Annotated in this window: 24 protein-coding genes, 1 tRNA gene and 1 other RNA gene; 15 read left to right on the forward strand and 11 right to left on the reverse strand. The window is 39.1% G+C overall.

Annotated elements, in window-relative coordinates:
• Position 1: 1 nt before the first annotated feature.
• Together G6Q06_RS01240 and G6Q06_RS01245 are read right to left on the reverse strand one after the other, a co-directional pair.
• Entirely contained in the window at positions 2-1054 is a 1053-nt protein-coding gene (locus G6Q06_RS01240) for a tetratricopeptide repeat protein (RefSeq protein ID WP_240329140.1), read from the reverse strand.
• A gap of 9 nt (positions 1055-1063) precedes the next feature.
• Positions 1064-2182 (reverse strand): peptidylprolyl isomerase, encoded by a 1119-nt coding sequence (locus tag G6Q06_RS01245; RefSeq protein ID WP_205435730.1) that lies wholly within the window; start codon positions 2180-2182, stop codon positions 1064-1066.
• Between the two features lie 127 nt (positions 2183-2309).
• Here G6Q06_RS01245 and G6Q06_RS01250 point away from each other — a divergent pair, with 127 nt between their 5' ends.
• The 6 genes from G6Q06_RS01250 to G6Q06_RS01275 all read left to right on the forward strand — a co-directional run bounded on the left by G6Q06_RS01250 (position 2310) and on the right by G6Q06_RS01275 (position 8964).
• A complete protein-coding gene (locus tag G6Q06_RS01250; protein WP_163565450.1) occupies positions 2310-4880 on the forward strand; it encodes an ATP-dependent Clp protease ATP-binding subunit in 2571 nt (856 codons plus the stop codon).
• Between the two features lie 9 nt (positions 4881-4889).
• The gene (locus G6Q06_RS01255; protein ID WP_163563933.1) at positions 4890-5171 is read left to right on the forward strand and encodes a hypothetical protein; all 282 of its coding nucleotides are present in this window, start codon (positions 4890-4892) and stop codon (positions 5169-5171) included.
• A gap of 62 nt (positions 5172-5233) precedes the next feature.
• The gene (locus G6Q06_RS01260) at positions 5234-6985 is read left to right on the forward strand and encodes a methyl-accepting chemotaxis protein (RefSeq protein WP_163532956.1); all 1752 of its coding nucleotides are present in this window, start codon (positions 5234-5236) and stop codon (positions 6983-6985) included.
• A gap of 112 nt (positions 6986-7097) precedes the next feature.
• Entirely contained in the window at positions 7098-7895 is a 798-nt protein-coding gene (locus tag G6Q06_RS01265) for an HpaA family protein (RefSeq protein ID WP_163565451.1), read from the forward strand.
• Positions 7896-8066: 171 nt separating this feature from the next.
• Positions 8067-8426, forward strand: a transfer-messenger RNA (tmRNA) gene (gene ssrA / locus G6Q06_RS01270).
• A gap of 37 nt (positions 8427-8463) precedes the next feature.
• A complete protein-coding gene (locus G6Q06_RS01275) occupies positions 8464-8964 on the forward strand; it encodes a hypothetical protein (protein WP_163565452.1) in 501 nt (166 codons plus the stop codon).
• Here G6Q06_RS01275 and G6Q06_RS01280 read toward each other — a convergent pair.
• From G6Q06_RS01280 to G6Q06_RS01290, 3 genes are read right to left on the reverse strand one after another with little or no spacing between them, the layout of a single operon-like run.
• Positions 8961-9293, reverse strand: a complete 333-nt coding sequence (locus G6Q06_RS01280; protein WP_163565453.1) for a chaperone NapD — start codon at positions 9291-9293, stop codon at positions 8961-8963. The genes G6Q06_RS01275 and G6Q06_RS01280 overlap by 4 nt on opposite strands.
• A 1-nt stretch (position 9294) precedes the next feature.
• Positions 9295-9765 (reverse strand): 4Fe-4S binding protein, encoded by a 471-nt coding sequence (locus tag G6Q06_RS01285; RefSeq protein ID WP_163565454.1) that lies wholly within the window; start codon positions 9763-9765, stop codon positions 9295-9297.
• Complete coding sequence (locus G6Q06_RS01290; protein ID WP_163565455.1) at positions 9746-10513, reverse strand: exodeoxyribonuclease III; 768 nt, start codon at positions 10511-10513, stop codon at positions 9746-9748. The genes G6Q06_RS01285 and G6Q06_RS01290 overlap by 20 nt, the downstream gene beginning before the upstream one ends.
• 87 nt (positions 10514-10600) lie before the next feature.
• Here G6Q06_RS01290 and G6Q06_RS01295 point away from each other — a divergent pair.
• The 4 genes from G6Q06_RS01295 (at position 10601) to G6Q06_RS01310 (ending at position 13027) form a co-directional block, all read left to right on the forward strand.
• Positions 10601-10676 (forward strand) — tRNA-Phe (locus tag G6Q06_RS01295).
• A gap of 32 nt (positions 10677-10708) precedes the next feature.
• The gene (locus tag G6Q06_RS01300) at positions 10709-11467 is read left to right on the forward strand and encodes an NAD+ synthase (protein WP_163565456.1); all 759 of its coding nucleotides are present in this window, start codon (positions 10709-10711) and stop codon (positions 11465-11467) included.
• Entirely contained in the window at positions 11464-12369 is a 906-nt protein-coding gene (locus G6Q06_RS01305; RefSeq protein WP_163565497.1) for a tetraacyldisaccharide 4'-kinase, read from the forward strand. The genes G6Q06_RS01300 and G6Q06_RS01305 overlap by 4 nt, the downstream gene beginning before the upstream one ends.
• A 43-nt stretch (positions 12370-12412) precedes the next feature.
• A complete protein-coding gene (locus G6Q06_RS01310) occupies positions 12413-13027 on the forward strand; it encodes an outer membrane protein (protein ID WP_240329141.1) in 615 nt (204 codons plus the stop codon).
• Positions 13028-13309: 282 nt separating this feature from the next.
• Here G6Q06_RS01310 and G6Q06_RS01315 read toward each other — a convergent pair whose 3' ends face one another.
• Positions 13310-14623, reverse strand: a complete 1314-nt coding sequence (locus G6Q06_RS01315; RefSeq protein WP_205435731.1) for an NCS2 family permease — start codon at positions 14621-14623, stop codon at positions 13310-13312.
• A 91-nt stretch (positions 14624-14714) separates the two neighbouring features.
• Between G6Q06_RS01315 and tilS the strand changes: the two genes are divergently transcribed.
• On the forward strand, positions 14715-15755 hold the full coding sequence (tilS, locus tag G6Q06_RS01320; RefSeq protein ID WP_163565458.1) for a tRNA lysidine(34) synthetase TilS: 1041 nt from the start codon (positions 14715-14717) through the stop codon (positions 15753-15755).
• Here the strand turns inward: tilS and ybeY are convergent.
• From ybeY to G6Q06_RS01340, 4 genes are all read right to left on the reverse strand, one after another.
• A complete protein-coding gene (ybeY, locus tag G6Q06_RS01325; protein WP_240329151.1) occupies positions 15724-16089 on the reverse strand; it encodes an rRNA maturation RNase YbeY in 366 nt (121 codons plus the stop codon). The two genes, tilS and ybeY, sit on opposite strands and share 32 nt — an antisense overlap.
• A gap of 68 nt (positions 16090-16157) precedes the next feature.
• Positions 16158-16682, reverse strand: coding sequence for a hypothetical protein (locus tag G6Q06_RS01330; protein ID WP_163565459.1), 525 nt, complete (start codon positions 16680-16682; stop codon positions 16158-16160).
• A complete protein-coding gene (locus tag G6Q06_RS01335; RefSeq protein WP_163565460.1) occupies positions 16655-17182 on the reverse strand; it encodes a hypothetical protein in 528 nt (175 codons plus the stop codon). The genes G6Q06_RS01330 and G6Q06_RS01335 overlap by 28 nt, the downstream gene beginning before the upstream one ends.
• 114 nt (positions 17183-17296) lie before the next feature.
• Positions 17297-18283 carry a hypothetical protein gene (locus tag G6Q06_RS01340; protein ID WP_163565461.1) on the reverse strand — a complete coding sequence of 329 codons (987 nt, stop codon included), beginning with the start codon at positions 18281-18283 and terminating at the stop codon, positions 17297-17299.
• A gap of 251 nt (positions 18284-18534) precedes the next feature.
• Between G6Q06_RS01340 and G6Q06_RS01345 the strand changes: the two genes are divergently transcribed.
• From G6Q06_RS01345 to G6Q06_RS01360, 4 genes are read left to right on the forward strand one after another with little or no spacing between them, the layout of a single operon-like run.
• Positions 18535-20163 carry a type I restriction-modification system subunit M gene (locus G6Q06_RS01345; RefSeq protein WP_163565462.1) on the forward strand — a complete coding sequence of 543 codons (1629 nt, stop codon included), beginning with the start codon at positions 18535-18537 and terminating at the stop codon, positions 20161-20163.
• Positions 20118-21419 carry a hypothetical protein gene (locus G6Q06_RS01350; RefSeq protein WP_240329142.1) on the forward strand — a complete coding sequence of 434 codons (1302 nt, stop codon included), beginning with the start codon at positions 20118-20120 and terminating at the stop codon, positions 21417-21419. Before G6Q06_RS01345 ends, G6Q06_RS01350 begins: the two co-directional genes overlap by 46 nt.
• A gap of 1 nt (position 21420) precedes the next feature.
• Entirely contained in the window at positions 21421-22119 is a 699-nt protein-coding gene (locus G6Q06_RS08475; protein ID WP_240329143.1) for a restriction endonuclease subunit S, read from the forward strand.
• Complete coding sequence (locus tag G6Q06_RS01360; RefSeq protein ID WP_163565463.1) at positions 22100-25042, forward strand: type I restriction endonuclease subunit R; 2943 nt, start codon at positions 22100-22102, stop codon at positions 25040-25042. Before G6Q06_RS08475 ends, G6Q06_RS01360 begins: the two co-directional genes overlap by 20 nt.
• On the opposite strand, the gene G6Q06_RS01365 is transcribed toward G6Q06_RS01360, so the two are convergent.
• Positions 25039-25548: a restriction endonuclease subunit S gene (locus G6Q06_RS01365; protein WP_163563948.1), complete on the reverse strand. Its 510-nt coding sequence runs from the start codon at positions 25546-25548 to the stop codon at positions 25039-25041. The two genes, G6Q06_RS01360 and G6Q06_RS01365, sit on opposite strands and share 4 nt — an antisense overlap.
• Positions 25549-25623 lie beyond the last annotated feature (75 nt).

The raw sequence follows: 25623 nt of genomic DNA on the forward strand, positions 1-25623 counted from the left end.
CCTAATTCAAATTGCCATTTTTACTATAATCGCTAGGGTGTTTGTCTAAACTCAAGATAACTTCCTTTGGCCCGATTTTAGCACAAACCAAACAGCGATAACTCTCAAACGGAGAAAGACTTTTACAAGCTGTGCACTTATAGCTAAAGTTTAAACTCAAAGCATATTGTTTTTGAAATGTCTTAAAAACTTCTAACTCTAAAGTGTGGCATTTTCCTTGTATATACCCCTTAGCCACAAACACTTCTAAGAGATGGGGGTGTAAATCTTGCAAATAGGGTTTGATTTCTAAATAGTCTATATCCCAAAGCAAATCAATAAAAGGTACTGCCTCTTTTAAATGCGTGATTTCCTCAAAAAATAGGGTTTTATGGTAGGTTTTAAGGTGTTTAAGGGCTAGTTTGTAGAGTTTATTTTGTTGGCGTCCTAGTTCTAAAATAGCCATGCTTTTATCCTCTAATCCTAAATCTTGCTCCATTAAAACTTGCATTTGTAGGTAATAATAATCATCTAATAACCCACTCTCCCCTAAAGCGTCTAAACATTCTAAAATCTCCAAAGCTGTTTGTGGATCACACATTGTTTCATAAACCTGCACCATTGCCTGCAACGCATGGGCATTTCTAGGATCGATACGCAAAACCTCTACCAAAATATCGCGCGCTTTTTGCACATAACCCATATCAATATAGGCTTTGGCTAAGTTTTCTAAAATCACAATGCGTTCATTTTGATATTTAAGCAAGAGCACTAAATAAATTTTAATAGCCTGCTCACTGCTGCCATATGTAGCGTAGTGTTTGGCTAGAAACATCCATGTTTTAAACCCTAAAACCTCTAGCGGGTTTTCTTGTTCTTTTTGTAAAAGTTGTTGTACTTCAAAGGCTAGTTCTACTTGTGTGTAAGAAAGTGAGAGGGCATTGAGAATTTTAAGGTTGCGGCGATGGGCTAGAGTGGAGCGGCAATAATCTAGTAAAATCACACCCCCGATAATAAAAGCCAAAACCGCCACGCTAAAAAGCGAGTCTTTATAAATAAAGGCTAATTGCTCCACCAAAAAGCCCTAGCGTAAAAATTTGATCTTAGCTTTGACCCGTAGTTTTTCATAATATTCGGCTAAGATTTTATCTTGTTGCTCCTCTATTAATTTATTGGCAATAAAACCCCTTGCTTGGACAAAAGACACCTCTTGTTTGCCTAATTTTTCCTCAATATAAAAGGCCACATAATTACCCCCCCCCGCATTTAAAATAGGCGTAAAGGTGTGCTCTTTAGTGGAGAGAAACATCTGGGCAATTTGGGGATTTAAAGCCTTAATGCTAATTCTTTCCTCTCCTTTAGTAACTCCGGGTACATCTGTATCTTTATGTTCTAGAGCTTGGGTAAGAGTCTGGGTGTCTTTAGCCGTATAACGGGTGGCAACCACATCGCTAGGCACAGTAAACTCATCTCTATGGGCATTGTAATACTCGCGCATTTTGGTTTCGCTATTGGTGTTTACATTAAAAAGCAAAATATTACGCAATAACTCCCGTGTTTCTAGCTGCTTTTTTAATTGCGCTTTGTAGGCAACTGGATTAATCCCCTCACCTGCTAGGGTACGCATAAAATCGCTTACATTCATTCCGTTATGTTTGGCGATATTTTCAATCTCAGCATCAACTTTATCATCCTCTATATCAATTTTAAGCCGTTTGATTTCTTGGGCTTGGATGCGCTGGAGAATTAATGAGTTAATCGCTTGTTGGCGGTTAACATGGTTGAGTTTCTCCTGCATTTCAATCTGATAGAGGGTAATGGGATCGTTATTTACCGTAAGAGCAATTCCGCCCACAATCCCATCTCTGCGGTTTTCTATCATATCCTCTGGGGAGGTTTTTTGCTGTTTTTGTGGCGTTTGGGCTGCTTGTTGAGTCTCTTTATTTACCGGTTTAGGTTGTTTGGTTTTCTCCGTGTGCCTTTGTTTTGGTGGCAAACTTCGCCGCAAAGATTGTTTGATTCTTTTATCCAAACTTCTAGCCCGACTCTTATTACCAGAAGCGCCACTACCCGTAACAGACTCCACCTTAGAACCTGCTCCCTGCAAAAGCACACACCCCACACACAAAGCAAGCCCCACACGCGATAACAATACCCAAGAACTAGAACAGGATTTTCTAACAAATTGGATAGACTTTAACAATTTTTTTCTCGTGTTGGTTTAACCACTCAAGTATAGTATAGCCAGACTAAGGAGCAGATTAAAAACCATAGATACAAAAATAACCAAGAGTGGTTATAATCTCTACATTTTTGAAAAAGGAACTTTTATGTCTTCTTCTATCTTTGAAAAACTCACGCATAATCTCAAAGAAGCCCTTGATCAAGCGCTTTCTTTGGCCTTGCATGCTAAAAATCCTGAGATTGAGCCTTTGCATTTATTCTGGGCTTTACTCTCTAATCACAGCTCTTTACTCAACCAAGCCTTAATTAAAATGGGTATAGATAAAACCCCGCTAGAATTAGAAGCCCGCAGTTTAGCCGACAAACTGCCCAAAAGCTCGCAAGTAAGCGCGCAGGATCTACGCCTGAGTAAAAATCTAGTTGATGGCTTGCAGGCAGCTTTAGGTTTAGCGCTAAAAAAAGGGGATTTATACGCGGCGATTGATACTTTTATTGAAGCCAATATAGAAAGTTTTAAGGCATGTTTTGGTCAGTTTTTAGATACAACAGAGCTTTTAAAAACTTTAGAGAGTTTAAGACAGGGGGTTAAAATCCAAGAACCCAATGACGATGCCAACTTAGAAGCTTTAGAAAAATATGGAATCAACCTGACAGCTAAGGCCTTAGATAATGGGCTTGATCCAGTCATTGGGCGCGATGAGGAAATTTTGCGGATGATGCAAATTCTTATTCGTAAAACTAAAAACAACCCTATTTTACTTGGCGAGCCCGGGGTGGGTAAAACCGCTGTTGTAGAAGGGCTAGCCCAACGAATCGCTAAAAAAGAAGTCCCGCTTTCTTTGCAACATAAACGGGTGGTGATGTTAGATTTAAGCATGCTTGTTGCGGGGGCTAAATACAGAGGCGAATTTGAGGAGCGCTTAAAAAAAGTGATAGAGGAAGTGAAAAAAGCGGGGAATGTGATTTTATTTATTGATGAAATCCACACTTTAGTAGGGGCGGGTGCTTCAGAGGGGAGCATGGACGCGGCTAATATTTTAAAACCGGCTCTAGCTAGAGGGGAACTACACACCATTGGCGCGACTACGCTAAAGGAATACCGCAAATATTTTGAGAAAGATAGCGCGCTGACTAGGCGTTTCCAGCCCATCTTTGTAAATGAGCCTAGCGTGAATGAGACTTTACAGATTTTAAGAGGGCTTAAAGAAACGCTAGAGGCACATCATAATGTCAGCATTAATGATAGCGCTTTAGTAGCTAGCGCTAAGCTCTCCAGCCGCTATATCCCCGATCGCTTTTTACCCGATAAGGCTATTGATTTAATTGATGAAGCGGCTGCAGCACTCAAAATGCAAATTGAATCTGAGCCCTTTGCGCTTTCTCAAACCAAACGCAGTATCCAACAACTAGAGGTAGAAAAGCAAGCGCTTTTAATGGAGGAGAGCGAGGGCAATAAGGAACGATTGGCGGTGGTAGAAAAAGAATTAGAACACGCTTTAGAGGAAAAACAACGGCTAGAGGCGCAGTTTAGCAACGAACAAAAGGTTTTTAAAGACATTGCAGAGGCTAAAAACACCATTGAAAATTTAAGGCGCGAGTCAGAAATAGCCAAACAACAAGCAGATTTTAGAAAGGCCGCTGAGATCGATCATGACAAAATCCCCACCCAAGAAAAAGAGGTACAGGCTTTAGAAAAACAACTTTCTGCCATGCAAGAACAGGGCTCTCTTTTAGAACATGCGGTGAGTAAAGAGGGGATTGCGCGCATTGTGAGCCAGTGGACACAAATCCCGGTACAAAAGATGCTACAAGAAGAGAAAGACAAGATTTTACACATGGAAGAAGAGCTAGAAAAACATGTGATCGGACAAAAAGCGGCTATTATGGCTATTTCTAAGGCCATTAAACGCAATAAGGCAGGTTTGAGCGATCCAAATAAACCCATTGGGAGTTTTTTATTCTTAGGGCCTACGGGGGTGGGTAAAACTCAGAGTGCTAAAAGTTTAGCCCACTTTCTTTTTGATAGCCAAAAGAATTTGATCCGTTTAGATATGAGTGAGTATATGGAAAAACATGCGGCCAGTCGGTTAGTGGGCGCGCCTCCGGGGTATGTGGGTTATGAAGAGGGGGGGCAATTAACAGAGGCGGTTAGGCGCATGCCCTATAGTGTGGTACTCTTTGATGAGATTGAAAAGGCACATCCAGATGTTTTTAATATGCTTTTACAAATTTTAGATGAGGGGCGTTTGACGGATAATAAAGGGGTGGTGGTGGATTTTAAAAACACCATTATTATTTTAACAAGCAATATTGCCAGCGAGGCTATTATCCAGTTAAGCGATGCAGAAGCCAAGAGAAAAGCGGTACAAGATACCCTTAAAAACTATTTTAAACCCGAGTTTTTAAACCGCCTAGATGATGTGGTGATCTTTAATCCTTTAGAAATGGAGAGCATTGTACAGATTGTGGATTTACTCTTTATGCAAATCCAAGAAAAACTCAAGGAAAGAGATATTGTCATTGAGATGAGCCAAGCGGCTAAAGAATACATCGCCAAAAGCGGGTTTGATCCTATTTATGGCGCGCGTCCGCTTAAACGGGCTTTGTATGAGGAAATAGAGGATAGACTAGCGACTTTACTTTTAGAAACGCATACAGATACCTCTAATCTACTTTTTGATGTGGAGAATGGGGGCATTGTGATTAAGAAATTTTAAGGGGCGGTTATGACAAGAAAAAAGAGAGTAGAAAATCTAGATGCAAACAAAGAGGCTATCCCTGATAATGTGATTCGCATTGAAACAAAAGATGATTGTGAGGATTATATAGAAATTATCTTTGATAGACCGGTAGCAGAAATAAAAAGAGAAATAGCCGCGCAAAAAAAGGCTGAGAGACTTTTATTAAACCAAAAGAGGACTTGGTGGTGGCGGCTTAAACGCATTTTTAAAAGAGGGCAAAATGAAAAACATACGCACAGGCATACAAAAGCAGGAGAACCCGCCTGAAAACCAAATATTTTTAGTCTTTAAAGCTTTAGGGTAAGCGAGCAAATTAACAGGAGCAGTTTATGCATTTATTTTCTTTAGGTAAGCAAATCGTAGCGTTATGGTTTTTTACGATTTTGGTGGTGGTGGCAACTTTGCTTTTATTTGCTAAGAGCAGTTATGAGTCTGTGGATCGCGTTAATACTTTTGTTAGTAAGGATTTTAGACAGCTTTTAGGTGAAAAGCTCCAGCTCTCTATTGACACTTTAGCCTATAGCCTTTCTAATGCTATTAAAAATGCCCCTACAGATGCAGTAAGACAACAAATCGTTACTGACAGGCTTAAAGGCTTTCGCTTTGAGAGGGATAAATCGGGTTATTATTTTGTCTTTAAGAAAACCACTTTGATGTATACAGGCAACCCGGAGTACCGCATTGGGGTAGATGAGGAAAACCTCAAAGATATAAATGGGGTGCACTATTTTAAAAAACTCTATAATAAGGCAATACAAGGCGGGGGCTTTGTAGACTACATCGCGCCTAAACCTTTGCCAGAAGGTGGGTCTCAAGATACGCCTAAAATTTCCTACGCCCAAAAGATTGCCGGTACAGAGGATTGGTGGGTGGGAGCGGGGGTTTATATGGATAATGTGGCTAAGCGCACCTACATGATCACCTCTGAAATTGAAAGAGATGTCAGGCACTCCTTTTACATTTATGCCTGCATTGTGGCTTTGATTTTGCTGATTGTAGTCGTACCTCTGTATTACTTTTTCTACCGCAAGATCACGGGCAATATTAAAACCCTTAATGGGGGACTCAACCAGTTTTTTAGCTTTATTAATTATGAGAGTAAGCAAGCCCCACAGACGATGATCTTGCGCTCTAAAGATGAGTTTGGGCAAATGGCGCAGGCTTTAAACACCAATGTACAAAAGGCCTGTAGCCATTTAGCAGATGATCAAAACTTTTCAGAGGAGGCACTCCATATTTTAGGGAGCGTGCGGGCAGGAGATTTGAGTAAAAACATTAAAACAAATGCCTCTAACCCACAACTCCAGCATTTAGGGAGCAACCTCAACGATTTTTTTACCTTTTTGGATCACATCTTCCGCCAAATTTGTAGCACGATTCAAATTTATTCTAAAAACGATTTTACAAAGGGTATGGATACGGCCACTTTGCAAGGTAGCTTTTTACAACTCGTTAACGATCTTAATACCTTGCAACAAAGCATCGTAGACTCGCTAAAGCATTCCTTAGATTTTGCCCACACCCTTAATGAGGAAACAAAAACCCTTAATAAAACCGCCTCTAGTCTGCAAGATGCCTCCAAACAACAAGCGCAGTCTTTAGAACAAACTACTAGTATGCTTGAGCAAATTAGCGCCTCTATGCAGGGGGTGAATGCTAAAAGCCATGAAGTGATCGAACAATCTGATGGCATTAAAAACATGGTGCTTATTATTAATGAAATTGCCGATCAAATTGGTTTATTGGCTTTAAATGCGGCTATTGAAGCAGCTAGAGCCGGTGAACACGGCAGAGGGTTTGCGGTGGTAGCTGATGAGGTAAGAAAACTTGCCGAGCGCACACAAAAATCTTTAAGAGAAATTGAGGTGAGTACGCAATCTCTCACGCAAAGTATCAATGATTCAGCCAGCGCTGTAGAAGAGCAGACCGCAAATATTGCTAAGATTAACGAGGCAATGGAAACGCTTAAAGAAACCACGATACACAATGCAGAGATTGCCAGTACTTCCCTAGATATTAGCCAAAATGTGGCCGCGATTGCGCAAAAAATCCTAGATGAAGCCAATAGTAAGAAATTTTAGACACTAGAGAAAATAATAGCTAAATGGGGCAGCTAAGCAGAGATAAGGGTTATTTTTTGCTAAAATTAACAAAGAAAATCCTAAAAATAATAACTTTTTAGTAAGGAGTCCCATGCAAAAAATAACAAAGGGAATTTTAATAACATTAGCAGGAATGTCTCTTGTACTCTCAGGCTGTGCTATCAATATTGGAGCAAAATCTACAAACAAACAAGCCAAAAAGCTAAGGCTTAAGAAAAATACCGCCTCTTTAGATTTTAACTACCCCATTGATATTAGGCAAGAAGATCTAAATAACCACACCATTGCTATTTTAGACCCACATATCCAAGCAGATGAAAATGTTGGGCCCTATATTAAGCAATTCCAAAGCGCCCTAGTCAAGCAGGTTCAAGAGGTACTTGAAAAAAAGGGTTATAACATCATACACCTCACATCTGCACGAAACTTAACACCCGAGCAAAAAATTAAAATATATTCTGTTTTAAAAATCAAAGGATGGGTGGGCGTACTTGAAGATGCAGATATTAATATAGATAACCCAGAGGATACTAACATGAAAACAACAGTCGATCAAAGTGCTGGGGCTGTTTTGTTTCAATTCTTTGAACCAAAAACAGGGCGCACCACCCATAACTTTGCTATTAATGTAGGCGGAGAACATGCCATCACTTATTCCTATTTGCAACAAATAACAGATAGTTTTGCTGGTGCAAACTCAATTAGTCTTGGCGCAGTCAGTTTAGTTGATCGCAACCAAATGGATAAAAACCGTGATGATGCAATCCATACAATTCTTAACAAGGTGTATGGAGATGTGATCAAAAAACTAATCTACTGGGTAATTAACACCGACTTAAAGCAATATAGAAAAGTCATCGATCAAATTAGAAATAAACTTGTTCTTTAATCTCAAATCAATATGTGGGCGTCTAATCTAACAACAAAACCTAATCATTTGGGCACTTCACAACACCCATACAAAAATTAAGCACCACATCGCTAAATTGGTATTTTAATCCCAAATTTTAAGGTGTAATAAGATTATTATGCTAGACTTAGGCGGTATCTTTTTGGATATGGGGCTGAACAGGATTTCGACAGGAATTGCGTCGCGTGGGTGGCATGCCAAGTGTCTCTTGTAAAACGACACAAACAATAACCGTAAACAATCCTAATTACGCTCCCAACTACGCTAAAGCAGCGTAGCGAGCCGGAAACTTAGCTGATCAACTGGTGTTGGCTTGGTATTTCCGTCATTTTTGCCAGTTGCCTTTAAAAAGCGCCCGCTTTTAAAGTAAGAAAAGGGCTATGGTCTTGCTAAGATTTTTAGAGAGATTGGATCGCAAGCACCAGAATCTCACCAATTTCTCTAAGCATGTAGAAGCCCGCGAAAGGATGTGATTTTTGGACTGGGGTTCGATTCCCCACGGCTCCACCATTAATCTAAGTTGTATAATAAAGGATTGATTAGATACATGGATTTTAAATTATACCCCTATGTTTTAGCTCCTTTTTTCTTGCTTTTTTCGCTTTGTTTGTCGCCACTAATAGCTATTGACATTCAAGCACTCGTAGATGAACAAATCAAGAGCGCAGGGTTAGCAGCCCAGTTAGTTACCAAGAGTAATAAAATGCTTGAAGATGCCATCAATACAGGGAAAAGTTACCAACAAGTCAAGCAATTAGATAAGCTCCACCAAGAATCGCAGAATCTAAAATCTGTACTCTCTCCTAATCAAGATACACCAGACAAACCAAAGAATTTAGGGGCGATTTTTAAACATGCCATCGAACCCCCCATTGATTTAGATAAGGCGCTGAGTCTGACAAATGCGTTGCAAAAGGAAATTAAAAACGCAACCCAAACTGGGATTAATTTTTCTCCCCTGTTAAGCATACTCAACAAATTAGAAGACTCGCTACAAAATGCTTTAGATCTTAAATCCCAGTGGCTAGATACAAGAAAAGCTAACTAATGCATCCAGTGGCGTACATCTCCGCTATAACGCACGCTTTTAGTGTCTGAATCTTGGATTTTCTGAATAATTTCTTGTAAGCCTAGAGCTTGTTGATCGTCTTCAGCATAGCTATAATGCATATGTGCACTTAAAACCCCTACAGCTTGTTCAATGGCTTTATTGGCCTCTAATTCTTCTTGGACATTATCTGCTTCAATCAAGGCAATTAAAATACCCTTATCCCGATCAAAGGTGGGTACTTCTACATGAGAAATGGCTTGAATAGCTTTTAAAGAAGCCTCAAAAGTTTCTACATTAACCTTGACAATTACACTTGAAATATTCACTTTAACCTCCTTGTGTAATGAGTTGGATTGCTTGAGTAGGGCACACCCCCACACACATGCCACAACCCGTGCAAGATGTTTGGATACTAGGATAAAAAAGCCCTGTAAAATGGATAGCATCTACTATGCAAGCATCTTTACAAGAAAAACAGATCACCTTTTGATAACTTAAACATGTGCTTAGATCAATCTGGGCAATTGCTTGGATCAAATCACCCCGCGCCTCTTCTAAGACTTTAAACCCCGTGCTCTCACAGGCTACAATACATTTTTTACAAAAGGTACAACCCCTTTGTTCTACCTGCAAATAGGGTTTATTCTGTTCTATTTTAAAAATAATTTTCTCTGGACAGCTAGATACGCATTCTGCGCTACACTCTAGGCAAGCATCTGCTTTCTCCGGATTAAAATAGGGCAAAGGAATAGGGGATTTAGAAGGGTTTAAAAGATCTTTAAAGGGTTTTCTTGTCATGTAAATCCAATCCAACCGGGCAGTGATCGCTACCTAAAATGTGGTGATAAATAGAGGCACTTTGTAAACAAGAGTTAAGGGTTTTAGAGGTTAAAAAATAATCAATGCGCCAACCGATATTTTTAGCCCGCGCTTGGTTGATATAACTCCACCAAGTATAACTTTCTGTTTTAGTGGGATAAAAATGGCGGAAAGTATCAATTAAGCCTAAATTGAGTAATTGTTCAAATGCATCGCGTTCAGGATCGCTAAAACCGGCATTATAGCGGTTACTCTGTGGATTGGTTAAATCAATTTCATTATGCGCTACATTTAAATCCCCACACACCACAACAGCTTTTTTTTGCATAAGATTTTGTAAAAACCCCCTAAAAGAGCGCTCCCATTCTAAGCGGTAGGGCAAACGCAATAAACCTCTTTGTGCATTAGGGGTATAGACATTAACCAAATAAAAATTGGGGTATTCACAGGTAATTACCCGCCCTTCTGTATCATGCTCTGCTATGCCAATGCCATAGCTAACTTGCAGTGGCGCAATTTTGCTTAAGGTGAGTACGCCACTATAGCCCTTTTTTTGTGCGCTATTCCAAAAGAGCTCATACCCTTTAAAACAAAAAGACGCCTGCTCTTGTTGCATTTTAGTCTCTTGTACACAAAAAATATCTGCTTGGCTTTGCTCTAAAAAATCGCAAAACCCTTTTTGCATACAGGCGCGCAAGCCATTAACATTCCAAGAGACTAGCCGCATTGCTTTCCTTGTTGCTAGAATTAATGAATCATTATAACATCTTAAGTAAAATTTAGTGTAATTTATAGTAGAATAAGAGCTTTTGAAGGCTTGATAGCTCAGTCGGTAGAGCAGAAGATTGAAAATCTTCGTGTCGGTGGTTCGATTCCGCCTCAAGCCACCATTCCTCTTAATAGACTATGCTACAATACACCCATGCAATTACGCCCTTCCATTATTCAAACGCTGGTAGCATTTTTACAAACAGAGAGTTCTCAACGCGGTTTTGTACGCGTGGTTTATGGTTTAAGCGGGGGAGTAGATAGCGCGGTTGTGGGGGTGTTATGCCAAAAAGCCTTTGAAAATAACGCCCACGCTTTACTTATGCCCGCCTTAAACACACCAAAAAGCGCTTTGCAAGATGCGTTATTGCTCTGTGAGCGTTTTAATATTGCTTATACTCAATGTCCCATTACTCCCTACCATAGCGCCTTTAAACAAGCATACCAAGAGGCTAGCCCAATTAGGCAGGGTAATTTTTGCGCGCGGATGCGCATGGCTATGCTTTATGATTATGCCTTAGCTGACAACGCTTTAGTGGTGGGCACGAGTAATAAAAGCGAAATCTTATTAGGATATGGTACGATTTTTGGGGATTTAGCTTACGCTATTAATCCTATTGGCAATTTATTTAAAACCCAAGTTTATGAGCTTGCGCGCATGTTAGAAATCCCTACTAGTATTTTAGATAAACCGCCCAGTGCAGATTTTTATCATAATCAAAGCGATCAAGACGAATTAGGCTATAGTTATACACAAATTGATCCATTGCTCTTACACATGGAGCAAAACCCGCATTTAAACACTCAAGATTTAATTAATTTAGGTTTTGCACCTGATTTAGTACACACTATAAAAGAAAGAGTGGCTAAAAACGCCTTTAAACGCGTGATGCCAACTTTATGCCCTCTATGACTTGGTTAGAACGCTATTTTTACCGCCCCTCTCTTTTTCAAAAAGCTTTGGCTTACGGGCTATATCCGCTCTCTTTTTTCTATGAAAAAATTGCAACCCTTAAACGGCAATTGGCTTCTTTTGAGGATTTGAATATTCCTATTATTAGTGTAGGTAATCTAGTAGCTGGAGGGAGTGGGAAAACACCTTTTATTTTAGCGCTTGCCCAAATCTTAGCCCCACTCTACCATGTAGGCATTGTGAGTCGGGGTTATAAACGCGCTTCTAGCGGGTTAGTGGTGGTGAGTGCGCGGGGGGATATTTTAGTGTCTGAACAAAAAGCAGGCGATGAGGCGTTTTTACTGGCTAAGGCGCTAAATAAATGCAGCGTGATTGTGAGTGAAGCGCGCAAAGAAGGCGTATTAGAGGCTAAAAAATTAGGGGCACAGGTGGTGTTATTAGATGATGGGTTTCGTTTTAATTTTAAAAAACTTAATATCTTACTCAAGCCAGAATCCACGCCCTATTTTGATTTTTGTTTGCCTAGTGGGATTTATCGCGAATGCCCTAAATGTTACACTCTAGCTGATATTATCGCACAAGAGGGAGTGGACTACACAAGAGAAGTACAGGTTTTAAACCCTACTTCTAGAATGCTCTTAGTTACCGCTATTGCTAATCCTAGCCGTTTAGATACTTATTTGCCTAAAGTGGTGGGCAAACTCTACTTTTTTGATCATGCAAACTTTTCTCTAAAGCGTTTGCAACGAGAATTTATAAATCATAGTGCCACTTCTTTACTAGTAACCTCTAAAGATATGATAAAACTTAGCCACTGTCCTATCCCTTTAAGTCTTTTAGATTTGCGCCTACATATCCAGCCAGCTATCCAAGCTAAAATTCTAAACTATGTCCAAATCTAGCACCAGATTATAAGGGTCAAAAACAAAATAACAAATGGTTGGCATGAAAACATGGGGGGTTTTATTCTGTAAGTGTTGGATTTTACTAGCTCTATTCTCTATTTGTTGGGCTAAGAATTTAAGTTATATGTCTTCGGCCTATCAAGTGGGTATGGTTTATTTAAAACCTTTAAATGCTAACAAACCTCTTCAAGGGGCTTCTATTACTTGGGGATATGAATACAACCCTAAGCATGATTGGTCTTATGGCCGTTATTATGCTTTTTTAGATTATGGAAATGTACTGTTAGACCCCGGAACTTCTAAACAGGCTAATTTATTCACTTATGGAGTGGGCGCGGATTTAATGGTAGCTTATAATAAAAACCCGATTAATTGCTGGGCGTTTTTTTTTGGGCTACAGCTAGCGGCTAATACTTGGGTGATTAATAGGCGATCTAAGGATTTAATCTTAAACACTTGGGATTCTTTTAAAAATTTTACTTTCAAACCCGCTTACTTTAGAGCTATTGGGACATTTGGGGTGCAATTCCGCACGATTGTAACATGGCATATTGTAGATGTAGAAGTTGGGATGAAGATTTTTCTAAACCCAGAAAAACAAAGCCCTTTTGAGCGCAATCTCTTATTTTTCATCTCACACGCATGGCATTTTTAAACCATGCGCGCTAGCAAATCCAAAGCATTAACAAAAGATTAACCTCTTTAAGGCACAATGGCTATCTGTAGATTTCTTAGGTTTCCAAATCCAAATTAGGAGACAGAGAGCAACATAACAACAGCAAAGAACTTTCCCCAACAGCTAGGAAAGTGGTTTACAAACAGCTTATCATGGATTTGCAGCACGGCTAGGTGTATCAAACACGGCGCGTATTCTACTACAAAGAGCCACCCTTGTCAAGGTAAAAACGCTAAAAATTTGGCGCATTGTCAAAATAGATTAGACTTTAGCGTCTAATACAAATTGAATCACAAACAAGACCCCAAAAAGATAAAGTAGGGGGTGTACTTCTTTAAACTTGCCCCGAGAGATTTTAATTAAGGGATAAAGAATAAGACCCACACCCACGCCATTTGTGATGCTATAAGAAATAGGAATCCAAAAGAGTACAAAAAAGGCAGGCAAAGCCTCTTCTAAGTCTTGCCAATCAATTTGGCTTAAATGACTCATCATCATAAAACCTACAATAATGAGTGCGGGGGAGGTGATGGCTGGCACGCTAGCTAAAGCTTTAGCCAAAGGCGCTAAAAAAAAGAGCAAAGCAAAGAGAAAAGCCACCACAACGCATGTAAAACCCGTGCGTCCTCCCATACTCACTCCCGCACCAGATTCAATATAGGTGGAGGTGGGCGAAGTGCCTGCAAGAGCCCCTATGGCGCTAGCAATGGCATCTGCTGATAAAGCACTTCTGGCATTTAAAAAATAATCGCCCTCCAAAAGATTAGCTTGCTTGGCTACTCCAATCATGGTAGCTGTGGTATCAAAGAGCATGACTAAAAAGAAAGTAAAGATCACAGCGCCTAAATCTGGTTTAAAGGCATGTAAAATATCTAGCTTTAAAAAAGTGCTATCTATGTTTTTGGGGAGTTCAAAGAGATGTTCAGGGAGTTTAAGATGTCCTAAGAGAAGGGCTAAAAAAGCGGTGATGAGAATGCCTAAAAAAATAGCTGCGCGCACACGATTGACGAGTAAAACAATGGTGATAAACAATCCAATTAAGGACATATAGGCAATGGGCTGGGAAAAATTGCCTAAGGTGATGATAGTAGCTGGGGAGGATTCAACTAAATGGGCATTTTGCATGCCAATAAAGGCGATAAAAAGCCCGATCCCGGCTGCAATACCTGCTTTTAAAGAGGTGGGAATGGCTTTAATAAGCGCCTCTCTAAAACCAGTCAGTGAGAGGCATAAAAAAATCACAGAGGCAATAAAAACACTCCCTAAAGCGCTTTGCCAAGGAATGCCCATTCCAAGCACCACCACAAAGGCAAAATAGGCGTGCATGCCCACCCCGGGGGCAATAGCAATGGGATAATTAGCCACAAGCCCCATAATTAAAGTACCGACGATAGTGGCTAATAAAGTGGCCATAAACACGCCATCAAAATCCATGCCTGTTTTTTGTAAAATGGCTGGGTTGACAATGGCGATATAGGCCATAGTTACAAAAGTGGTAAGACCGGCTAAAGTTTCAATACCAAGCGAAGTACGGCGCTCTTTAAAACGGAAGAAACGGGCTAAAAATGCTACCATGCAGGGGTTGCTCCTTTTGTTAAAATTCATCTAAAAGTAAATGGAGCAACGATTTTGAAATTGTAGTTTATCAAACTAAAATAGGGCTTAAATGCAAATTGTTTTAGAACATTTAGAGATTTTATTAAAGGGGCGGTGTTTGCTAGGGTTTTCAGGGGGAGGTGATTCAGTGGCGTTATTTTTTTTGCTTAAAAAAGAGGGTGTAAACTTTGACATCGCCATTTTAGATCATGGATTGCGCGCGCAGAGTCAAGAAGAGATCGCCTATGCTAGGCATTTAGGACAGATATATAGCAAGCGTGTACATGTGAGACAAGTGCATTTAAGCGGGAGTAATTTAGAGGCGCGCTATAGAAAAGAGCGCTATAGCTTTTTTGAGCGGATTATTCAAGAGTTTAACTACACCCATTTAATCCTAGCCCACCATCTTAATGATAAATTAGAGTGGTTTTTCATGCAACTAGCTAAAGGAAGTAGTTTACAAACTTTATTAGGCTTTAGCGCGCTAGAAAAACGCGTAGGCTATGATTTGATCCGCCCGCTTATTTACACACAAAAGCACACATTAAGAGAATATTTACACACAAATAAGTACCGCTATTTTGAGGATGAAACAAATCTTAGCCCGCGTTTTAAGCGCAATATTTTTAGGCAACATTTGAGCAATCCATTTTTAGAAGGGGTTTTTCCGGGTTTTAATGTGGCAAGGGGTTTAGTGCGCAGTTTCAAAGCCTTAGAAAAAGAAAAACAAGAACTCTACCCGGCTATTAATCCTGTTAAAGTGTGTGGGGTATGGGTATTTGCTACGCATTTACAAAACCTTTATTACATCACTTCTTTATTAAAAAAACTAGGCTATGTACTTAGCGCTAAACAACGCCTAGAGTTAGAAAAAAATCATTTCAATGGAGTTTTTGTAACCGCAAAACAAACTTATCTTGTGGGATTGGGTGGGAGGCTTGTTTATGTGGGCATGGCTATTAAAAATGATTCTAGAGTTCTTCCAAAGCCTTATAAACAGGCTTGCCGCCTTTTAAAAATACCGCCCCATTTGCGCCCTCTTTTTTTAAACCCTCATTGGGAGCAAAATTTTAAAATCCTTAAAAATCTTGTGCGCGCACAATCAAACTAGCAGGTAGATTAAAAACTCTAATCACTTCCTCCTCTTTCTCTCTTTGCTCCCCCCTATCTTTTTCGTGATCAAAACCTAAAAGATGTAAACAGCCATGTACAAATAAAAGCGTGATCTCTGCAAGTAGATCATGCCCTCTTTGCTTGGCCTCTATTGTGGCTAATTCTACATTAATCACCACACTCCCTAACAGTTTTTGCCCGGGTATTTCTAATGGGAAACTTAACACATCAGTACTTTTATTAAGCCCTCTAAATTCTAAATTTAACTCCCGCATCTTTTCTACATCTACAAGCAGTAATTCTACTAGACCTTGTATGTTTAAATACTCCATAAGCGGACTAAGTTTGTAGGATAAATCTGTTTCTAAATCCGGAGCTAAAGCGCTGTGGTTAAGAATTTCTAAGGGCATGGTTTTTGTCCTAGAGCGTTGGGATAATATTTTGTAAAAGTTTCAAATGTGATAAGGTGTTCTTTTTTAGGATCGTTAAAACTTTGGCGATAAAAAATTTGTGTACCCAAAATAGTACCATCTTTGCGATTATAATCTTCTTGGCTATACTGGTGCAAATAAAAAAGCAAGGGGCCTTTGTAGATAAAGGTGATCATAATTTTGCGCATAACATTTGTAAAAAGAGGGGTGAAAAATTCTAGGGTTATATAATTTCTCTTAACAACAAAATCAGCTTGTCCGGGTTGTTTAAAACAAAGAGGCATATTAGTAAGTTCTTGACCCTTTTGAGCGATGTTAAGACATGGATAGCCAAATTTTCCCTCTTTTGTTGTGATATGGCGAATCAAAATATAGGATTCTTGCTGGAAACGCACCGGTTGCAGAAAGGTAATGTTATCGGGGGCTAGAGTAATTTGGATAGCTTTTTTATGCTGGCGGAGTTTGTTTAAGAGATTGTTATTGATCTCTTGCAAGCTATATTGTAAGCCTCCTTTAGCTTGATAAAACACAGTAGAACCACTAGAAAACGCGCTAAATAGAAAATCCCGTTAATAAGTTTAAAAACAAGGTTGATAGGGCTTTTTTGGCCCGGTGTAGTGGGTGTGGGGTGTTTGGTAATCTGAGAAAGTTGGAGTTCTACTAAATCAGGGTTTTGGCTATTTTTAAGACTTAATAGATTTTCCATATCCTCCAGACAAAATTGACCTTGCATTTTAGAGGCAGAAAACACCCCTACACACAAAGCTCTATGAAAATCATCTGCTTTTTTGCCATACACATGGATAAAAGAATAAGTTTGGCTATGGATATTAACCTCGTTTTTCTCTTTTGTAAAACTTACCTTGTCATAGCCTCTATTCTTAAAAAAATCCGTTTTACTCAATTTGTTCCATTGATCCCAATTACAGGTAGAACAGGTTTTACATGCCAACAACAAACAAGAACTTAGCAAAAAACTTAAAATAAAACGCATGTTTACTCTTTTATGCAAAATCTATGCTTATAGCAAAGAGTGGCTAGACTCTCTAAAGCGGAGGTATTAAAATAGTTATCAATATTTAAAGGATTTTTACCACTAGGATCGTCTCTACTCTGGGAGTAAAAAAACATGGCTTCTTACAAGTTCTTTAATCCCTCCTTTCTTTTTAAAAACCTGTTCGCTGTATTGGTGTAAATAGAGGTGATCTCCGCGCTCTTTGATTGTAATAAATCGCTTGTATTTCATGTCTTTAGAAAATGTATGAGAAAGTTCTAAGGTGAGATAGCCTTCTTTATAGATAAAACGGCTTGTGGTGTTTGTGTGGCAAAGTCCAACATAGCTAGTTCCTTTGCTATTGATAATATAATCACAGCTTAAAAGTAAAGAAGCATCAAAGGAGGAGATGAATTTTAGAAGAGAGTAAGTTTGACTCCCCATTTTGATCTTTTGGGGCAAGGATTGCTTAAAACTTTCTATAGAGCAGGGATGCTTGTGGGATACTTTACTAAGCTTGGGTAAGAGATCGTTTGTAATGGCGCTCATAGGAATGAGGGCTTGAGAGCCGTTTGGATTGTCTCTAAAGAGGCAATAGTGATCGATTCTTTGATAGGCTGTTTGCCACCCGTAATATTCTAAATAAAAGGTGTTATAAAAATCATGATCAAGAGGCTTAAAGACTAAAAGAGGCATAGTAGGTTTGTTATAAAAACCTGTTATGTTTAGTGTCAAATACATTTCTTGCGGGTTTTTTATAATATGGATAAAGGCCGTTTTAAAACCTTGCAAACAAAAAGCCCTATATAGCTTACCCGCATAAAGCATACCCGAGCACATCCAAGCATTTTTATCTAGCTTGTTATGTGTAAAATGCTTGGCTATAGCATAAAGAAAGGTGTAGTTTTGGTTTGCAAACTTAAAAGAAACCTTGTTTTCTCGGCTCATTTCTGTTTCAGGATAGAGAACATAGTAATTTGTAGTTTGGGTATCTTTTGGTAAAAACTCGCGTAGCCACTCTTTAACCTGATGCATCGCTTGAAAATCATCTATTGCTTGCAAAGACAAAGAAAGAGCTAGTAAAAATACAAAAACGCGCATGCTATCCCTGTTTTTAGCAGAATTTTAGCAGAGAATAGAAAATCAAGAAAGCTAGGAAACAGAAGCCTTTCAACAATTTTAAAGAGATTTTTTAATTCAAGGTGATTTTGAGATAATTGCAAATAGTGGCGTGAATAGGGACAATTTGCGCTACAATCACACGCATGGATATTTAAAAAAACAAAATCATAAACTGCACACTGGCATGCTAATATTGCCAATCCACACTCACCTAGGAGACGATCAATAAAATGAATAAACAACAGCTTGCCAGCAAGATTTGGGATAGTTGCAATAAAATGCGGGGCAAAATTGAACCTAATGAATACAAAGACATTTTGCTAGGTTTTATCTTTTACAAGTATCTATGTGATCGCCTTATCAGCAAAGCGGACGAGGCAAAAATCCCACCAAATCAAAGAGAGCAGGCGTTGCGTTTTAATAGCTCAAGTTTTAAACGCCTACGACGAAAATTAGGTTATTTTATCGAGTATCAACATCTCTTTAGCACTTTTTTGCAAAAGGGAATAAACCTAAAAATCCAAGATATTACAGACGCTTTAGCAAATTTTAATGAGCATGTTGTAGAGGAGAACAACGAAAAAAAGGAGAACAACTTATTAAAGGGCATTTTTGACAATTTAGAGAAAAGTTTAAGCAAGCTAGGCGATCCTAAAGAGCAGGCCAATCATGTTAGAGAGCTTTTAAAAGAGATTGCAGATATCCCTAGCCAGTCTAAAACCTACGATGTTTTAGGTTTTGTCTATGAATACTTGATTGCCTGTTTTGCTAGCAGTGCGGGTAAAAAGGCGGGGGAATTTTACACCCCTTCTGAGGTGAGTGTGTTAATGAGTGAAATCCTAGCCTCATTTTTCAAAACCCGTACCCCTGAAGAAAACAAGAAAATTAGCCTCTATGATTCAGCCTGTGGATCGGGGAGTTTGCTTCTACACATACGCCACATTCTAGCCGAAAAATATCAAATCATAGAGAAAGATCAGATTGACTACAAGGCCCAAGAGTTAATTAGTAGCACCTGCAACCTAACTAAGATGAATTTAATCATGCGCGCCATCAATCCAAGTAACATTGACATACGCAACGCAGACACTTTAAAAGAGGATTGGCCCCGTGGAGAGGATGGTAAGGCTTTGTGGGTAGATGCTTGTGTGAGCAATCCCCCCTATTCAGCCCATTGGGATTCTAGCACCTACACAAATGATGCGCGCTATAAAGACTATGGTATTGCCCCACTAACAAAGGCAGATTACGCCTTTTTATTACACGATCTTTATCACCTCAAGCCAGATGGGATCATGGCCATTGTCTTGCCTCCTGGGGTGCTATCTAGGGGCAATGAAGAGGGCAAGATACGGCAAAATTTACTTGAAAAAAATAAGATTGATGCCATCATTAATCTACCTCCTAATTTATTCTTTGGCACCTCTATTAGCACGATTATTATGGTGTTAAAACAAAATAGGGCTAATAGCGATGTATTTATCATTGATGCTTCCAACGAATGCATTAAAGAAGGCAATAAAAATAAATTACAGGCTAGACATGTGCGTAAAATTGTAGATGTGTTAGAAAAAAGAGAGGATGTGCCCTATTTTGCCCGCAAAGTGGAGCTAGAGGAAATTAGAGCAAAAAATTATGTTTTGAGCATTTCTAGCTACATTGCCCCCAAACAAGAAAGCAAGGATGATCTAAATGCCCTAATCTTAGGGGGTATCCCAAAGTGGCAAATTCAAGAAATTGATTCATTAGAGCAACTTAATGTCAAAGAAAAACTCTTTATCCCCCTTGATCAAAGACCCGGATACTACCAAAGATGTACAGGGGATATTTTAGAGATTTTAAACACCCACGCCCCATAAAGGCTTTTAAGCAAAAATTTAAAAGCGCGTTTGGGGATTTTAAGCAGTTTTGCACCCAAAAGTTTTTAAAAAGTTTAGAATATCTAAGAGACTGCCCCGTACCTGCTTGCATGGAAGAATTAAGAGAGGAAGTTTTTAAGCGCTTTGATGGGCTAGAGTACCTTGATTCATACCAGGCCTTTCAAATATTAGAGGATAATAGCGTGGTATGGTTAGTAGATTTAGAGACGATCCAACTAGAAGGAGATCACACAATTAAAGAGACCTTACCCCTTAAAAAAGGGGAGAGATTTTCTACAATCGCCAAACACGCCAAATGTGAGGGGAAAATTATCCCCCTTGAGTGTATTGCATCGCAATTTTTTAAATCCCTCAATGAAGAAATCAATCGCCTTAACATAGAGTTAGAAAAAATCCTTGCAGAAAAACAAGCCCTTTTATTTGACTTAGAGCCTGAGGAAGTACAGGATTGTTTAGATTTCTTTGGCATGCAAGAGGAAAATGTAGAGGAGGAACAAGAAAAGTCAGAGCAAGAAGCAGAACAAAGTGAGGCAGAGCAGGCTATCAAAACGCTAAAAGCGCACTTGAAAGATAAGGGGTTAGAAAAATTGCTACGAAAAATGGGCGGGGAAGTTCTGATGCGATCCTCTTGTACTACTCAAGCGCGTTTAGTGGCGTTGCATGACTTTTTAGAGGAATATAAGGATAAAAGCTACAAACAAGAAAGAGAACAACGCCAAAAGGAGCTTTTAGAAGATAACACGACCTTGGAGCATTTTAAAGATTTATGTAATCGCGATTTAAAATCCTTTAATGCTAGCAAATTAAAAGCCAAATGTCTAGAGTTAGTCTTAGAAGCACTCAAGCAAGACCAGCTAGGGGCTAAGCTTGTATCTTACTATGAATACAGCAAGCAAGAAAAACCTCTTAAAGACGCACTCAAAACCAAAAAAGATGAGTTGGTGAAATTGGTGTTAGATAAACTTAAAAACTTAAGCGATAAAGAGATTATCACCCTCTTAGGGCAAAAATGGTTTGATCCTTTGGAAAACGCGCTTTTTGTACTGCCTAATTTATGGATTACAGATTTAGCACGCCAGGTACAAGGCTTAGAGAATAGATATAACCCTTGTTTGCAAGAAGTGCAGACGGCTATTATCCAAAACTGCAAAGAATGCAGCGCTGCACTTCAGGATTTAGAGGGCTTTAAGGATCATCAAGGGTTACAACACTTAGTAGAATTGCTTAAGGTCTAACATGTACATTACACAAAAGAAAGCCCTTTTAGAGAGAATTAAACAAAGGTTGCTAGAGCTGTTGTTAGACTTTAAAAACTATAGTTTAGCAGAAGCACCCAGCACACAAGACCCAATCTTAGACGCGTTTAATCCCCCAACAAGCCTTATTAAACACCCCCTACTCAAAGAGAGCTTTAGGGTGGAGTGGGTGAGATTGGGAGAGGTGTTAAGCTTGGAATATGGCGATAGTTTACCCGAATATAAAAGGATAATAGGAAAGTATCCTATTATGGGATCTAATGGAGTTGTAGGTTACCACAACACTTTTTTAATCAGAAGTCCCGCCATTATTGTTGGGCGTAAGGGTTCAGCGGGGAAAGTGAATTACATGGATCAGGATTGTTATCCCATAGATACAACTTATTTTGTCCAACTCAAAATAGAATGTTCTTTAAAGTTTGTTTATTATGTTCTTACTAATCTGCAATTGGAACATCTAAAGACGGGCGGAGGAGTCCCCGGATTGAATCGTGAACATGTGTATCAAATTCTTATTCCCCTCCCCCCTCTTCTTATTCAAGAAAAAATCATACACCTAATAAGCACCCTTGATAATCTCATTGTGCTTTATGCACAACAGCAAACTCTTTTAGAGAGAATCACCCACCACTTTAGAGATCAATTTGCAGGAGAGCTAAATGACAGAGAAAGATTTTGAAGAGCAATTTATAGAGGTTTTGCAAGAACATGGGTATAAAGAAGTGCTTAAGTGGCCTAAACATGAGGATCTTAAAAAAAATTGGCAGGAGATTCTTCATGCAAATAATAAGGATCGTTTGAAATCACCCTTGGGTGATTCAGAAATGCAAGAATTATTAGAGCAAATCAAGAACAAAACCCCCTATGAGGTCTATAACATGCTAGAGGGGGAGAGTATGGTGTTAAATCAGGGTGCGACAAATCAGTATCTTAAGATTTTTGATACCAATGGGGGGCTTGGTAACACCTGCTACCAAATTGCTAGGCAGCCATGGTTTGAGGATAGCCCAAAAAACAAAAAACGAGGGGATTTAAGCCTTCTTATCAATGGCTTACCTTTAGTCCATATTGAGTTAAAAAATGAGGGTGTGTCTTGGCGTGAGGCCTTTAAACAGATTAGAAATTATGCTAAAGAGGGGGCTTTTAAAGGTTTGTTTCAATGTATCCAGCTTTTTATATGCGCTACCCCTGAAGAAATTGTCTACTTCCCTAATTTTGGGAAAGCGGAATATTTCAAAGAAAAGTTTTGTCTGCATTGGGCAGATTCTAAAAACAACACTATCCACGATTATAGGGATTTTATTAAAAGGTTTTTATCAGTGGATTTTATCCACACATTTCTTAGCCAGTATATGGTATCTGATAACAGCACGCAAAGCTTAAAGGCGATGCGCCCTTATCAGTGTTATGCCGTGCAAGCAGTTTTAAAAAGTGCAAGGGAAAATCAGGGGAATAAGGGGGGCTATGTTTGGCACACTACAGGCAGCGGTAAAACCCTCACGAGCTTTAAAAGTGCGGTTTTATTGTTGCGCCAAACACAAGCCACTAAAGTGGTGTTTCTAGCCGATCGGCGTGAGTTGGTGTTACAAACTTTTCATGAATACAAAAAAGCAGATACGACGAATGTGGTGAAAGATACCACCAAGTCTACCCAAGACCTTGAAAAAACACTTGGAGAGAATGGGGAGGCGGTGGTTATTGCTACCTTGCAACGCATGTCAAAAATCAAATATCATAAGAAATTTGACAAGCATCGTTTTATTTTTATCATAGATGAAGCCCACCGCAGTACCTTTGGAGATGTCCGCAAAATAGAGGAGAATTCGCTAGGCATGCTTGAAGCCATTCAAGAGAATTTTAGCAAAGCGCTTTTTATAGGTTTTACCGGCACCCCCAAAGTAGACAAGATAAGCAAACTGAGCACAGAAGACATTTTTGGGGAGGAATTGCACCGCTACACCCTAGCAGATGGTATGAAAGATGACATGGTGCTAGGCTTTTATGTTGATTTTATCAACACCATGCCTAATTTGCGCAAAGATATTGCTAATCTTATGGCCCAAAAAGGCAAAAAGCAAGAAGAATGGATGGATAAAACAAAAACCCCGCACCAAAAACTTGAGGCAGAAATTCCTTCTGAATGGTTTAATCAAAATCATAAAAAGCAGGTGGTGAAATATATTTTAGAAAACCATAACCGGTTTAGCAATGACCAAACTTTCCACGCCATTTTTGCCACCTCTAAGATTTTCCCCGATGCTCTGGAGTATTACCAAATCTTTCAAAAAGAACAACACCCCTATAAAATTACCGCTATATTTGATCCTAGTGAAAATGACACAATAGACAAGAAATCAGCCATTGAGAAGATACTAGAGGATTATAACCGCTATTTCCGATGTAAATTTAGTTTTGAGAAGTACGCTATTTTCCAAAAAGATGTAGCCCAGCGCCTTGCCCACAGCGGGCCTTATTTACATTTAGAAAAAGAACAAAACCTAGACCTTGTAATTGTGGTGGATCAAATGCTGACTGGCTTTGACTCTCAATGGGTGAATACCTTATATTTAGATAAAATCCTAGAGGGAGCAAATTTGATCCAAGCCTTGAGCCGTACAAACCGCATTTTTGGCCCTAATAAACCCTTTGGCAATATTATCTTTTTGCGCAAATACGCCACCATGAAAGATAACCTAGAACAAGCAGTTGCCATGTATGCAGACGGGGAAGGTGTTAATATCATAGAGAGCAAACTAGTCCAAAAAGTACACGAGATCAACAAATTACATGCAGACATCACCACCCTTTTAAAACAGGATAAAGAGCTTGAAAATCCCAACCAACAAAGAAAATTTCTTAAGCTTTTTAACCAACTAAACACCACCATCAGGAGCGCACAGATTCAAGGGCTTAAATGGGATCAAAAACAATATAACCTGAGTGAGACAGAGCAAAACCTATTAGAAAAGCCCCAGAAGCCGGTGGAATTAAAGCTAAAAGAAGAGACTTTTAAGATGTACTTGCAAAAATATAAAAACATCGCTGGTAACTATGAAAAGCGCAAGCGTGAAAAAGGCATTGAGGATCCAGGGTTTGAAATTGATTATGGCATAATCGAGCAAGATGAGGGATTGCATGTTGATCTTGAGTATGTTAGCAAATTGCTTCGCGAAAAAGATCAAGAGAAATTGAAGGAAAATCAAGAAAAGTTAGATCGGTATTTACAAACCCTTGATCCACAAGTTAGAGAGTCTTTTCGAGAGTTTTTGCAGCACCACTTGCCTAAAAATTGGGAAGAAAAGGGGCTTGAGGCTTGTTTTGATCAATACATTAAATCAAAGCAAGATGAAAAATTACAAGCAGTGGTGCAAGTGCTGGGGGTGGATATTAAACTCTTAAAAGAGTGCGTAGAAGAGCCCTTACGGCGTGAACATCCTGAAAGATTCTTAACAAGTGAACTTTTTGATAAACTTGAAAAGAGTGCAGATAAAGACGCGGCTAAAGCTTACTTTGAGAGTAAGAAGGGTAGAGAGTTAAGAGAAGATGATGTAATCAATGAAATATATGCTTTTTTAGAGGATTTCTTAAAAAAACAACCCTAACCCCCCGCTAAAGCGCTCAAAGGGTCTAGTACACGGATGATTTTCTCTTGAATGCATAGAGGGGGGAGGGGGATTTTAAGATTTCTAAAATCTGGTTTTTGCAAATGTTTTAAACCCGAACCCTTAAAAAAATGCGTATTAATATAATCTATCTGTGTTTCTAATACATAAAAAATAAACTTTGTTAGAGCCACTAATGGATCGTTGCTAGTAATTACAAAAGTATCGGTAGAATACGCGCTTTTTCCTTTGTAAAATTGTACAACAGCATTTCCACCCGTTGATAGATAAATGTTTTCTCCCTCTATTAAGGCTTCATCGTAGCGATAAACATTAAGTCCACTTGTATAAAAAGGGTATTTACCTTCCTTGTTCTCTTTGGCTTGATTAACCTGAATTTTAGATTTGGGTCTTTCTAAAATAACTTCCCCCAATCTCACCCACTCCACCCTAAAGCTCTCCTTGAGTAAGGGGTATTTGACAAGGCTTAAAATATCATCAGGCATAAAACCCTCTCTTATTAAAATTTTCTAGCTATTAACTCTATCCACATTTTATAAAGACAAGAGCATAGCACACTC

The sequence above is a fragment of the Helicobacter suis genome (genome assembly GCF_902196135.1).
Classification (GTDB): Bacteria; Campylobacterota; Campylobacteria; order Campylobacterales; family Helicobacteraceae; genus Helicobacter; species Helicobacter suis_A.

What these genes read in the sequence shown, in the direction of transcription:
- G6Q06_RS01250 (WP_163565450.1), top strand. Translation starts at nt 2,310, where the DNA reads ATGTCTTCTTCTATCTTTGAAAAACTCACGCATAATCTCAAAGAAGCC.
- G6Q06_RS01255 (WP_163563933.1), top strand. Translation starts at nt 4,890, where the DNA reads ATGACAAGAAAAAAGAGAGTAGAAAATCTAGATGCAAACAAAGAGGCT.
- G6Q06_RS01260 (WP_163532956.1), top strand. Translation starts at nt 5,234, where the DNA reads ATGCATTTATTTTCTTTAGGTAAGCAAATCGTAGCGTTATGGTTTTTT.
- G6Q06_RS01265 (WP_163565451.1), top strand. Translation starts at nt 7,098, where the DNA reads ATGCAAAAAATAACAAAGGGAATTTTAATAACATTAGCAGGAATGTCT.
- G6Q06_RS01275 (WP_163565452.1), top strand. Translation starts at nt 8,464, where the DNA reads ATGGATTTTAAATTATACCCCTATGTTTTAGCTCCTTTTTTCTTGCTT.
- G6Q06_RS01285 (WP_163565454.1), bottom strand. Translation starts at nt 9,765, where the DNA reads ATGACAAGAAAACCCTTTAAAGATCTTTTAAACCCTTCTAAATCCCCT.
- G6Q06_RS01290 (WP_163565455.1), bottom strand. Translation starts at nt 10,513, where the DNA reads ATGCGGCTAGTCTCTTGGAATGTTAATGGCTTGCGCGCCTGTATGCAA.
- G6Q06_RS01300 (WP_163565456.1), top strand. Translation starts at nt 10,709, where the DNA reads ATGCAATTACGCCCTTCCATTATTCAAACGCTGGTAGCATTTTTACAA.
- G6Q06_RS01305 (WP_163565497.1), top strand. Translation starts at nt 11,464, where the DNA reads ATGACTTGGTTAGAACGCTATTTTTACCGCCCCTCTCTTTTTCAAAAA.
- G6Q06_RS01310 (WP_240329141.1), top strand. Translation starts at nt 12,413, where the DNA reads ATGAAAACATGGGGGGTTTTATTCTGTAAGTGTTGGATTTTACTAGCT.
- G6Q06_RS01315 (WP_205435731.1), bottom strand. Translation starts at nt 14,623, where the DNA reads ATGGTAGCATTTTTAGCCCGTTTCTTCCGTTTTAAAGAGCGCCGTACT.
- tilS (WP_163565458.1), top strand. Translation starts at nt 14,715, where the DNA reads ATGCAAATTGTTTTAGAACATTTAGAGATTTTATTAAAGGGGCGGTGT.
- ybeY (WP_240329151.1), bottom strand. Translation starts at nt 16,089, where the DNA reads ATGGAGTATTTAAACATACAAGGTCTAGTAGAATTACTGCTTGTAGAT.
- G6Q06_RS01335 (WP_163565460.1), bottom strand. Translation starts at nt 17,182, where the DNA reads ATGCGTTTTATTTTAAGTTTTTTGCTAAGTTCTTGTTTGTTGTTGGCA.
- G6Q06_RS01340 (WP_163565461.1), bottom strand. Translation starts at nt 18,283, where the DNA reads ATGCGCGTTTTTGTATTTTTACTAGCTCTTTCTTTGTCTTTGCAAGCA.
- G6Q06_RS01345 (WP_163565462.1), top strand. Translation starts at nt 18,535, where the DNA reads ATGAATAAACAACAGCTTGCCAGCAAGATTTGGGATAGTTGCAATAAA.
- G6Q06_RS01350 (WP_240329142.1), top strand. Translation starts at nt 20,118, where the DNA reads ATGTACAGGGGATATTTTAGAGATTTTAAACACCCACGCCCCATAAAG.
- G6Q06_RS08475 (WP_240329143.1), top strand. Translation starts at nt 21,421, where the DNA reads ATGTACATTACACAAAAGAAAGCCCTTTTAGAGAGAATTAAACAAAGG.
- G6Q06_RS01360 (WP_163565463.1), top strand. Translation starts at nt 22,100, where the DNA reads ATGACAGAGAAAGATTTTGAAGAGCAATTTATAGAGGTTTTGCAAGAA.
- G6Q06_RS01365 (WP_163563948.1), bottom strand. Translation starts at nt 25,548, where the DNA reads ATGCCTGATGATATTTTAAGCCTTGTCAAATACCCCTTACTCAAGGAG.